An 11,818-nucleotide genomic window follows, 5' to 3' on the forward strand; every position below is an offset into this window, starting at 1 on the left:
CCTTGTGTACGTGCCCCGGACTCCGCATGCAAAGAAATGTATCCACGCTCCGCCGGCAGGTACACCGGCGCAACACCCTGCACGAACACTGGTATTGGGTACGGGGATAGCATCCAATGGTGACTGACCACACTCCCTTAGGAAGCCCATGCACGCGACAACCAACACCCCCACCAATACGCCTTCCAGCCTGAACCACCACCGCATCTGGATGCCGGTCTCCTTGCTGGCCCTGGCCACCGCGGCAGCCTTGCTGGCCGCGCAGGCACAAGCCCAGACCGCTGAGCCGGCCATGGCAGCGCCCGCTCCCGCCGCCGCGCCCGCTTCCACGCCGGCGCCGACAACAGTCAYCTATTACGAGCCCAAAGACCTGGAGCGCGCCTTCAAGTTCATGGACAAAACCGGCGATGGGAAGGTCAGCCGCGACGAGGCATCGAACTTTCGAGGCGTCTCCAGGCATTTTGACGAGGCCGACGTCAACAAGGACGGTTTTCTCTCGCGTGAGGAATTCGACAACGCAATGAACCGCAGCAAGGCGCGTTGAACCAGTTGAACATGCACATCGAAGTGTGATGCAAAGGCAGCGAGCCGTCTTCCTGGAGAAGATCAGGCCGACTCATCGGCATGATGAGTGACGTTCCTGGCCCAAAGCGAGAGCGGCCTGAACTTCGAGAAAAGCCAGAGGCCGAAAACACAGGCGGTACCAAGAGCGACCGTGAGAAACCCCGTCATCAGAATGCCTACGACGGGCCCAAGCACGAAGCCCATCACTCCGTATACCTGTCGGCCGTTCCACTGCACCGTGTTGAAACCGAATCCAGCGAGAACGCCAAACACCACACAGAGGGGCAACAAGGAGAAAACCAGGCCGATGAAGACCAATTTGTAGACGGAGCCCACATACAGACGGGTTAGCGAAATTCGTGTGAACAAGGGAGCTCCTTTTTTTTAAAGCGCAGCGTTTGACAAAGATGAAGACCGGCAACCGGCGAGGCCCACCATGGGGTCAGCCGCCTCACAGGGAGCATCGGACGCCCACCACGATATTGACGCGGCCGGGCTCCCAATCCGTCTCGCGCCAGCGGTACACACCGGGCGCCACGACCGTGAGTTCCCACTCGAGTGGCCGGCCGGATTCCTTGAGACGCTTCTCCCCCTCGTATTGAATCACCAGGGTAGTTGGGCCCGCAGACAATACTGTGGCGCGTGAGCCTTCGGTTTCCCCGAGCGCTGTCTTCCATTTGCGATCGTATGTGATGTCCAGAACCGTTCCATCCCGGCTGAGCTGCATGCGCATTTTGAGGTTGCCGGGCGCGCACGCGGGCTCGGTGTTGTAGCTCTCGGCCCAAAGGCCCGCGAGCTGGTTCGAATCAAAGGGAAAAGACGCGGGGTTGGCCGCGGCGTGTGTCACGCTCGACAACAGCAAGGCAAGGACAGAAACAAAAATTTTGAACATGGGTAACACGCAAAGGGTTGGATTTAGTGGATGAGCGACCGTTGCAAATATCGCACATTCTCATAAAAAGCCGCGCCCGCCCGGCGGATTCCACCAACGAGATGACCCATGAACGCTATTTCTTCCGGTAAACATACCAGGCCGCGAAGGCGGTGAAAACGCCAATGATCCCCACGATCACCATGAAGCCGTGAGGATGTTCGGCCAGGGGGATGCCGCCCACATTCATTCCCAGCAGGCCGGCAACAATATTGATGGGGAGCGCCAGTACCGTGACCATCGTCAGGATGAAGACGCTGCGGTTGGTTTCCTCGCTGACCTGTGCTGCAATTTCTTCTTGCAGGAGCTTGATGCGCTCTTTCAGTTCGGACATGTCCCTGATGGTCAATGAGAATTCTTCCGTCGCCTGGCGGAGCTCCTCCAGGTCGTGCTCGCTGACCCATGGCGGCGGCAACCGCAGCAGGCGGAAAAGCGCACCGGGCTCCGGCGCGAGCAGCCTCTGCAGCCGCACCAGCACCCGACGCAACTTGCCCAGGTCAGCCCGGCGGTTATGCAGCCGGCCGACCAGGAATTTGTCTTCCACCACATCCACCTGGACAGTGGCGTCACGCACGATGCGCACCAGCACATCGCCCTGTTCGCGCAGCAGCTGGTTCAGAAATGACACCGATGACGCCAGCGGCTTGCCGTTCTTGATGGCGTCACGCATGCGGTCGATGGAACGCAGGGGATGGGAGCGCGCGCTCAGTGCCATATGGGGCGCCACGTTCAGCCACAGGCTGGACATCTCAGCCGGGTCAAACGCGAATTCATACGCCACGTCGTTGACGACAGCAATCAGTGTGTCGTGCGCATCTTCTATGCGGGTGGATCTTGAACCCGCATGCAGGGCCTCGAAAAACTCGGGTACGGCGTGCAAATGCTTGCGGATGCTCGCCTCCGCCGCGGCGTCACTCAGGTTGAAGTGCAGCCAGACGAAATCTGATTTTCCCTTGGGTCTTTCGTCCTGCAGCCAGGCGGCCGCCTCCAAAAGATCTACCGGTATGCCGGGTGCGCCGTTTTCAAACCTGTAGCCGCAGAGCAGGCCGGTTCTGTCGGCGCCGTAAGTGATGTCCATTCAGAAGTGGCGTGAAGTAGTCAAAATTGGAGTGAATCGGACACGGCAGGCGCAGGGCAGCCGGTATCGGGCGACCTGCCCCGGACAGTGGCGGTCATACAGTGTGTTGCCTTTGCATGACGGTTCGGTGACAGTGCCGTGACCGCGTTCTTCAGGCGCCTGGCCGGGCGGTGCATGCCCACTGCATACCGGGTTGTCACTGAGCTCCAATGCGCCTCATAATTTCAGGCCAGGCCGGCAGCACCTCAGGCCTCGCCTGGTTCCTTCACATCACCGACGGAGACGATATGGCCACCCACGAATTGTTTGCCTACCTTCATGTCAAAAATGCTGCAAAGGCCATGGCGTTTTACACCTCGGTTTTTGGCGCTACGGAAAAATTCCGGCTCACAGAACCCGATGGCCGCATCGGCCATGCCGAACTGGACTTTGACGGCGCCACGCTGATGGTGTCGGAAGAATTCCCGGAGTACGGCACCCGGGCGCCCGATGCCGGCGCGCCGGCCACCGTCACGCTGCACCTGCATGTGGACAACTGCGATGAGGTGATTGCACGTGCGCTGAAAGCCGGCGCCACGCTGGAAATGGCGGCGCAAGACCAGTTTTACGGTGAGCGCTCAGGCAGCTTTCGCGACCCGGCAGGCTACCGGTGGAGTGTGGGGCACAGCATTGAAACCGTGTCGCCGGAGGAAATGCAGCGCCGTTATACCGCGCTGATGACCACGCCTTCCGCGTGAATTTGCTATGAAAAATATAGCTGCTCGCGCAAGCCAGTAAAGGCTAAATCCCGGATTTATTCACTAGCGCGCTAGAAACCCCGTAGCCTGCCGCGGGCCCGGTACAGGTTCAGGCTTCGTCCGTAGGCGATTCCGCAGAATTGCTTTGCCCGAGCACGCGCCGCAAGGTTTCGAGGAGCTCGGTGTTGGAAGTCTTGGCCTTGACCAGCACGGCGGCCGCCCGCGTGGCTTGAAGCCTGTCCACCTCCAGTGCCGAGAAAATCACCACCGGCGGCGGGCCGTCCATCGCCTCAACGTCCTTGAGCAAGTCCCAGCCCGAACCGCCCGGCAGGCTGAGGTCCAGCAGGACCAGGTCAAAGCGCTGTTCCTTCAGCCGGTCACGTGCTTCCTGCACCGTGTCGGCAAAGACGAAGGTTGCAAACCCCTGGGCAATGGTCGCTGCGATGCGCTGGATGTCCGGATCGTCTTCAACATGCAGGATGACGGCGCGGGCTTCGACCGAACCGGCAATGGCGCGCCGCACGCCCAGCACGAGCATGTTCTCATCGATGGGTTTTTCCAGCCAGTCCGATACGGTCAGGGACTGTTCGTTGAACTGGATCCGCCCCTCGGCCGCCGAGGCCGACACCACCACGATGGGCACGTCGCGTGTATGCAGCTGGGCGCGCAGCGCCCTGATCAGCGCAATGCCGTCCTGGTCGGGCAGCTTCAGGTCTATCGTGACGGCGGCGTACCGCCTTTTTGCCAGCTCCGCGACGGCCTGTCTGGCTGTGTACACCATTTCGGTATCAAAACCACCCTTGTCGAGCATCATGCTGATCAGGCGGGAGATGTCCGGGTCGTCCTCGCAAACCAGGACGCGCGGCCGCTGTTCGACCAGTGCCGAGAAACCTGAAGTACGCTCCGGCGAATCCACCCATTCGGGCAGTTCAAAGAAGAAGGTGGTGCCGACCCCGGGGTCGGTATGAAAACCGATGCTGCCGCCCAGGCGCTCGATGATGGCCCGTGAAATATTGAGGCCCAGGCCCGTGCCGCCCTTTTGCCGTGTATCGGAGGAGTCGGCCTGGGAGAATTTCTGGAAGATGCGGTTGCGGAATTCCTCCGGAATGCCGGGCCYGTGGTCCCGCACCTCGACGCGTATGCCCGTTTCGCTGCGAGCCACGTGAATATCCACCGTGCCGCCTTCGGGCGAGAACTTCATCGCATTGGACAGCAGGTTGGTCACCACCTGCGTCAGCCGGTCGCTGTCGACCCTGACCTGCAGGTCCTCGTCGGGAAACTCGAGCTGCAGGTGCACATTCTTCGCCGCGCCGTAGCCTTCGTTGGCGGCCAGCGCCTGCTCCAGCAAAGGCCTGAGTTCGATGGCCTGAAAATCCAGGGTCATCTTGCCGGACTCGATCTTCTCGATGTCCAGGATGTCATTGATCAGCCGGATCAGGCGCTCACAGTTGGTTTTCGCGATGCCCACCAGCGTCTTGACGGCGTCGGGCAGCTGGCCGGCAACACCGCCGGAGATCAGGCCCAGCGAGCCCCGGATCGAGGTGAGCGGCGTGCGCAGCTCATGGCTGACCGTCGAGACGAATTCACTCTTCATGCGGTCAATGCGCTTGAGTTCGGTGACGTCATTGGCCAGCGTGTAGAAGCCGATCACCTTGCCTTCGTCGGCGCCGTCGCCGTAGCGCGGGAAATAATTGACCACGTAGTCGCGCATGCCGCCGCGGGCGGTTTTCTGCGATCGCTCGTAGACCACCGGGTAGCCCTGCAGCACCTCTTCCACCCTGGGCTTGACCAGCGCGTACATCTCGTCGCCCAGGATTTCCCGGATGGTCTTGCCTTCGAGCTGCGCTTGCGTCATGCCGAAGACTTCCTCGTAGGCCCGGTTATGAAAGCACAGACGCTGGTTGGCGTCAGCGTAAGTGATCCAGGCCGGCACGGTATCGGTGATTTCGCGCAGCTGCGCTTCGCTGGTGCGCAGGGCCTCGGTGACACGGCGGATTTCGGTGGTGTCGCGTCCCGTGCCGCGGTAGCCGGTGAATTTTCCGTTGGCGTCGAATTTCGGCACGCCGCTGATGCTGAAGTAGCGCGGCCGCCCCTTGGAGTCGCGCCGTGTACTTTCAAGGTCGCGGAAAACCTCGTGCCGGGCTATTTTGGCCTTGTACTCGGCCAACGCACCGGCTTCGATGTTGATGTAGTCGAGCTCCCAGGCAGTCTTGCCATGGGCCGATTTCGGGATGCCGGAGGCGCTTGGGGCTTCGCCGGGAACCTCGACGAAGCGGAAGTTTTCGTCCTGCTCCCAGAACCAGTCGGAGGCCAGCGCCGTGAGTGCGCGAAAGCGTTCTTCGCTTTCACGCAGAACCTGCTCGGTCTGCTTGCGCTCGGTGATGTCCTGGATCTGCGCGATAAATTGAAGCGGCTTTCTGTCTGCATCGCGCACAAGGGAGCAGCTCATGTAGCCCCATACAGTACGGCCGGACTTGTGGATGTAGCGCTTTTCGACGTGGAACGATTCGATTTCGCCAGCCAATGCCCTGCGGCGCTGCTCCAGGTCCCAGGCAATATCGTCGGGATGGGTCAGGTCATGGATGGTGCGCGACAGCATTTCCGCCTCTGAATACCCCAGCATCTGGCAAAAAGCGGCGTTGACCTTCAGCCGGCGCGAGTCGATGCCGATCAGCGTCATCCCGATGGCCGCATGTTCAAACGCATTGCTGAACTGCTGGTCACTGACCGTGAAGACATCGTTGTCCGTGCTGATGGGGCCAGCCCCCTTGGGACTTACTTCTCCGGCGTCCTCGAACGTACTTGCGCTGTCTGTCAGCGCAACGCCTGAATCGTCAAACACGTCCCCCTCAGCCGGCATGGCACCGGCCTGCTCGCCTCCGAGCGTGAAATAAAAGGTACTGCCCTCACCCACTGCCGACTTGGCCCAGATTTTTCCGCCGTGGCGGGTGATGATGCGTTTGACCGTGGCCAGCCCGATGCCGCTGCCGGCGAACTCTTCCGGTGAATGCAGCCGCTCGAAAGTGCCGAAGAGCTTGTCGGCATACGCCATGTCGAAGCCGGCACCGTTGTCCCGCACAAAATACACCACCTGGTCCTCGGCCCCTGCTTCTTTTCCGACCAGGATTTCGGTGTGCGGTTTTTTCGAGGTGAACTTCCATGCATTGGCGATCAGGTTCTCCAGCACCTGACGCAGCAATGCAACGTCCGCCCGGCCCCACAGGTTGGGCTCGACGGTGATCCGCACCCGGCGGTCAGGATCGTTTTCCGTCCACTGCTTGATGATCTTGGCCGCCTCGGTACTGATGTCGACAGACTCCCAGTTCAGGCTGGTCCGCGACAACTGGGCCAGGGACAGCAAGCCATCGGTCAGCTCACCCATGCGGCGCACACTGCTGCGTATGCGGCCCATGAAATGATGTGCGCGCTCACCCGATTCAGGTGGAACCGCTTTTTCAAGCAGCGCACAAAATCCGTCGATGGTGCTCAACGGTGTCCGCAAGTCATGCGCCACGGAATAAGAGAAGGCCTCGATCTCCCGGGTGGCGACTTCCAGCTGGGCGGTCCTGCGCAGCACGCGCTTTTCCAGGTTGACGTTCAGCCGGACGATTTCCTGCTCCGCCTGCCGGCGCTTGCTGATGTCGGTAATGGTGCTGACATACCCCGACGGGGCGCCGTTCCCGTCCACCAGGGGCTGCACGTTGATCAGTGCCCAGAACTCACTGCCGTCGGGCCTGCGATGGCACACCACACGGTTCAGCTGTGGCTGGCCGGTACGCACGGCGACAACACTGGGCCACTCTTCCCTGGGCATTGGCGTGCCGTCTTCGCGGAATCTTTGCCATTCCGGCTCGACCGAAGTCTGGCCTTTGAGCTGGGCCAGGGCCAGGCCGAGGATGCGCTCTGCACTGGCATTGCAATCAACAATATGCCCCTGGGCGTCCCGCAGGATCACGCCTTCGGCCAGCGCACCCACAACCGCCCGGAAGCGGGCCTCGCCGACCCGCAGCGCGATCTCCACTTCCTTGCGTGACGTGATGTCGGCACCCACACCCCGATAACCCGCAAAGGTTCCATCGTCGCCAAACACCGGTTCCCCGCTGACGCTTCGGTAAATGACGCTCCCATCCTCCTTGGTCAGCCGGTATTCAAAATTGCGGAACGGCAAATGCGCCTGTAACACCGCCTTGTGCTCTTCCCATGTGCCGACAAGCGGTGTGGAGTTGGGGAGGTCCCATCGGCATTGCCCCTCTCCAATGACCTGGGTTCCCAGGGCGAAGCGTTGCGGATCATTGGAGACAAAAACGTTGCGGAAGTTTGTGTCCTGTTCCCAGTACCAGTCGGACGAAAGACCGGTGAGGCTGCGAAAGCGCTCTTCGCTGCGGCGCAGTTTGGCCTCGGCCTCCAGCCGCGCGGTGATGTCGCTGCCCACGCCCCGATAGCCGGTGAAGCGGCCTTTGGCGTCCACCATCGGCTCTCCGCTGATGGACAAGGTCACGCGCTTGCCGTCTTTTTCTACGCGTTCGTATTCAAAGTTGCGGAAGACTTCGTGGCGCTCCAGCAGAGCGCGATGGCGGGCCCACATCTCCTGGTTGGCCTGGCTGTGGTCGATCTCCCAGCGTGTTTTACCGATGTGCTCACTGATGGCGCGCCTGGCTTCTTCCGTCTGGCCGCCGGACAGCTTGGTGAAGCGGAAATTGGCATCGGTTTCCCAGTACCAGTCGGACGAAAGACTGGTCAGGCTGCGGAACTGCTGTTCGCTGCTGCGCAAGCGCTCTTCGTCCGCCAGCTGCTGGGTGATGTCCTCCGCCGTAACAAGGACGTGTGTCACCACACCACTGGAATCTTTCAGCGGAACCTTGCGCATGTGCACACGGATGACGCCCTTGTGCTTGGTCTGGACAAGGCGGTCGGGGAATTCCTGCATCTTTCCGGCAGCGATCAGGGCGAGATCCGAGGCATGCATGTTGTGGGCATGGGCCTTGGGCCACAGATCATGGACGGTATGGCCCAGCGCTTCCGCCCGAGTGAAACCATAAAGCTCTTCCGCCGCGCGATTCCATGCGACATAACGGTGGTCCGTGACGGCTTTCAGGTTCATGGCGATCGGAATGTTTTCAACGATGTCGTCGAGCAGGCGGGCGACTTTGCGTTCTTTTTCCTCCGCGCGCCTGCTGGCCGTGACATCGCGCGTAATACCCCGATAACCCATGAACTCCTGATGCTTGTTGAACACCGGCACGCCGCTGATGGAAAAATAATGCGCGACGCCATCCTCCAGCACGCGTATGTATTCGAAATCGCGAAAGGGCTTGCGTTCCGCCAGCACGGCGCGGTGGTCTTCCCATGACATGGTGACCGGCAGGGCGCCAGGCAGTTCCCAGCGGCATTTGCCGACGGAACTGTCGAGATCCTTATCTTGTGACTTGCTGCTGTACTCGGCCGTGAAGTCAGTAAAACGGTACTCCGCGTCCTGCTCCCAGTACCAGTCTGCCGAGACGGTGGCGAGGCTGCGCAAGCTGCTGATGTCGTCCCTGAGCGATTCGACCAGTCGCTGCTGCTCAACGATCTCAAGCTTCAACGCATCATTGGCGGCTGCCAGCGCAAGCGCTTCAGCCTGCATGCGCTGCTGGGATTGCTCTGCCGTCTCGTCGCGTTTCATCGCGGCACCTGACGGGTAACCGTGCCGGGCCGATGCGGCAGGGGCATGGGCGCACCCATCAGGCCAGGCTCACGGTGGACTGCGGTGAATGCGCTTGGCAAACTGGGGTTCATCCGCCGGTGGTGACTTTCTTTGCAAAGGTGCGCGGCTCCATCGAGGCCCCGCTTTCTGTAGCTGCCGCACTGCAAGTGTGTAATGCTGCATTTAATTGCGCTATAGGACAACACCCTGATTTCTTTTGACCGTGCCTTCCATTAGATTGGCCTGGTTTTTGCATACTTAAGACCTCCTCTTATAGCAATCAATAGGTCCTCGGAATTACACGAATTGCCGTTCGGTATTTGGCAATTATTACCATCACTCCATTCAGGCAGTCTGGGGGTATTCCAGTGCCAGCCCGGCCGCTTGCCAGGCGTCGATGCCGCCATGCAACGGCCTGACATTGCTGAACCCGGCCGCCATCAGGCGCTTGGCCACCAGGGCTGCAGAAGCATCGTTGGGGCAAGCGCAATAAACGACCACGGCGACATCGTGCGGGATATCAAGCGATGCACGGGTACGGTCCAGGTCCGACCAGACCAGCGCTCCCGGAATAATGCCGCCACCGGCACGCGCCAGCTCCGTGCGCACGTCCAGGATAACGGCAGGCTTGTTCTGCTGCGTGAGCTGCAGCAGCTCCTGCGGTGAAATGCGGGCCATGCGCAGCTGCCGATAAAAGCGCTGCCGCTGCCACCATTTGTGCAACAGAAAGAGCGCAAATGCAGCCAGCAGCACCATCAGCCCGATGCGTCCCATCTGCTCGAAAATGGCCAGCACGTCGGCCACCGCGTCATGAAAAATCATGCCGATCCCCACGCCGGCACCGGCGTAAAGCGTTGCGCCCAGCGCATCAAAAACCAGAAAGCGGCCGAAGGGAATGCCGGTGCGTCCGGCCAGCGCTGTGGCGAGCGAAGCAAACCCGGGAATGAACTTCGCCAGGATGAGCGACTTGACACCCCAGCGCGTGAAGATGGATTCGGTTTGCCGCACGCAGGAGTCGGGCGACAGGGAAATGCGGCAAAGCGTTTTGAGCACGCGGCTGCCGTAGCGGTGACCGGCCCAGTACCAGACGCTGTCCGCGGCCAGGCAAGCCAGTACGGCGGTGAAAATGAGGCCTGCTGCGGAGTATTGGCCGTTAAAGCTCAATGCGCCGGTGAGGATCAATACCGGATAGGCCGGGATCGGCAAGCCGAGCTGTTCCAGCCCGACATTCAGGAAAACGGCGGCGAGCCCGTAGTGCTCGAGCCACACAATGATCTGTTCCATGGAGTCGCGTTACTTTCTGCGAGGGTCGTTGCGGGCTGCAAAGCCGTTCAGCCCCGCTTTTGTTGCCCGTTCATGCAATGTAGACGGCTACAGCGCAGCAGTAAATGGTGGCCCGGGGAATGTTCTTTTTCCATGGGAAGAACAATTCGGACAATTCGGGTTATTTGGGCTGATTTTGGGAGGCGGCGCCCGGCGCCTGCGCTACCATGAACCCTTCCCCTGTTCACGTGACTCAGAGAGCGACTACCGATTGAAATACCTTGTGGCTGTCCGGGCCCTGTGCGAGTTCACGGCCAAGCATGGCGACCTGGACCTGCGCTTTACGCCGTCACCCTCCGCACCGGAAGGCATGGCCGGGCACGCCATGGTGGCATCGCGCCGTGCAGAGTCTTCAGAGTCCTATCAGGCCGAAGTCAGCCTGGAGGGCGAGTACAAGACCCTGAAGGTGCGCGGCCGTGCCGACGGCTACGACCCTGAACGCAACCAGCTTGAAGAGGTCAAAACTTTCCGGGGCGACCTGCACGCCATGGCCGACAACCGCCGGCACCTGCACTGGGCACAGCTGAAGATTTACGGCTGGCTGCTTTGCGAAGCCAAAAAGCTGCAGGACGTCAACCTGACACTGGTGTACTTTGACGTGGCCAGCACACAGGAAACACCGCTGACCGAACATTTCTCCGCCGCGTCGCTCAAGGAGTACTTTGAAACGCAGTGCGAGCGCTTCCTGGCCTGGGCCAACCAGGAGCTAGCACACCGCCAGGCGCGTGATGCTGCGCTCGCCACGCTGGCATTTCCGCACCCTGCATTCAGGCCGGGTCAGCGTGAACTGGCCGAAGCGGTTTACAAAACAGCCCAGGCCGGCACCTGCCTGATGGCACAGGCGCCCACAGGCATCGGCAAAACCATTGGCACGGTGTTCCCGCTGCTCAAGGCTGTGCCGAAAAAGCAACTCGACAAGCTGTTTTTTCTGGCGGCCAAAACGCCGGGCCGCAGGCTGGCGCTCGACGCGCTGGACCGCATCAAAGACAGCACGGCGGCCCTGCCGCTGCGCGTGCTGGAGCTGGTGGCGCGTGACAAGGCCTGTGAACACCCGGACAAGGCCTGCCACGGCGACGCCTGCCCGTTGGCCAAGGGCTTTTACGACCGGCTGCCCCAGGCGCGCAGCGCTGCAGTGCAGCATGCCGCCGCACAAGGCCCGCTCGATAAAGCAGCGCTGCGTGAACTGGCGCTGGCCCATCATGTGTGCCCTTACTACCTGAGCCAGGAACTGGTCACCTGGTCGGATGTGGTGGTGGGCGACTACAACTATTACTTCGACACCAGCGCGCTGCTGCACGGCCAGGCCGTGGGCAACCAGTGGCGCGTAGGCGTGCTGGTGGACGAAGCGCACAACCTGGTGGAACGTGCGCGCAAGATGTACTCAGCCACGCTGAGCCAGGCGCAGCTCCAACAGGTGCACGCCACCGCGCCCCGCGCCGTTCGCGGCGCACTGGAGCGGCTCAACCGCAGCCTGCTGGAATTGCAGGAGGCGCAGCAGGCGC

8 protein-coding genes are annotated in these 11,818 nt (G+C 61.1%); 3 read left to right on the top strand and 5 right to left on the bottom strand.

Going from position 1 to position 11,818, the window contains the following annotated elements:
* Positions 1 to 148 precede the first annotated feature (148 nt).
* Positions 149 to 544 carry an EF-hand domain-containing protein gene (locus tag AC1D1X_RS06205; protein WP_477697983.1) on the top strand — a complete coding sequence of 132 codons (396 nt, stop codon included), beginning with the start codon at positions 149 to 151 and terminating at the stop codon, positions 542 to 544.
* A 62-nt stretch (positions 545 to 606) separates the two neighbouring features.
* Here the strand turns inward: AC1D1X_RS06205 and AC1D1X_RS06210 are convergent, their stop codons facing one another.
* The 3 genes from AC1D1X_RS06210 to AC1D1X_RS06220 form a co-directional block, all read right to left on the bottom strand.
* On the bottom strand, positions 607 to 933 hold the full coding sequence (locus AC1D1X_RS06210) for a hypothetical protein (protein WP_477668195.1): 327 nt from the start codon (positions 931 to 933) through the stop codon (positions 607 to 609).
* Between the two features lie 82 nt (positions 934 to 1,015).
* Positions 1,016 to 1,456: a hypothetical protein gene (locus tag AC1D1X_RS06215; protein ID WP_477668196.1), complete on the bottom strand. Its 441-nt coding sequence runs from the start codon at positions 1,454 to 1,456 to the stop codon at positions 1,016 to 1,018.
* Positions 1,457 to 1,571: 115 nt separating this feature from the next.
* The gene (locus AC1D1X_RS06220; RefSeq protein WP_477668197.1) at positions 1,572 to 2,573 is read right to left on the bottom strand and encodes a transporter; all 1,002 of its coding nucleotides are present in this window, start codon (positions 2,571 to 2,573) and stop codon (positions 1,572 to 1,574) included.
* A 287-nt stretch (positions 2,574 to 2,860) separates the two neighbouring features.
* On the opposite strand from AC1D1X_RS06220, the gene AC1D1X_RS06225 reads away from it, so the two are divergent.
* Positions 2,861 to 3,310 carry a VOC family protein gene (locus AC1D1X_RS06225; protein ID WP_477668198.1) on the top strand — a complete coding sequence of 150 codons (450 nt, stop codon included), beginning with the start codon at positions 2,861 to 2,863 and terminating at the stop codon, positions 3,308 to 3,310.
* A gap of 109 nt (positions 3,311 to 3,419) precedes the next feature.
* On the opposite strand, the gene AC1D1X_RS06230 is transcribed toward AC1D1X_RS06225, so the two are convergent.
* Together AC1D1X_RS06230 and AC1D1X_RS06235 are read right to left on the bottom strand one after the other, a co-directional pair.
* Positions 3,420 to 8,972: a PAS domain S-box protein gene (locus tag AC1D1X_RS06230; protein ID WP_477697984.1), complete on the bottom strand. Its 5,553-nt coding sequence runs from the start codon at positions 8,970 to 8,972 to the stop codon at positions 3,420 to 3,422.
* A gap of 366 nt (positions 8,973 to 9,338) precedes the next feature.
* Entirely contained in the window at positions 9,339 to 10,277 is a 939-nt protein-coding gene (locus AC1D1X_RS06235) for a DedA family protein/thiosulfate sulfurtransferase GlpE (protein ID WP_477668200.1), read from the bottom strand.
* Between the two features lie 250 nt (positions 10,278 to 10,527).
* Between AC1D1X_RS06235 and AC1D1X_RS06240 the strand changes: the two genes are divergently transcribed.
* A partial coding sequence (locus tag AC1D1X_RS06240) for a DEAD/DEAH box helicase (RefSeq protein ID WP_477697985.1) occupies positions 10,528 to 11,818 on the top strand: 1,291 nt, incomplete at its 3' end.

The organism is Polaromonas sp. P1_G4 (assembly GCF_056405475.1).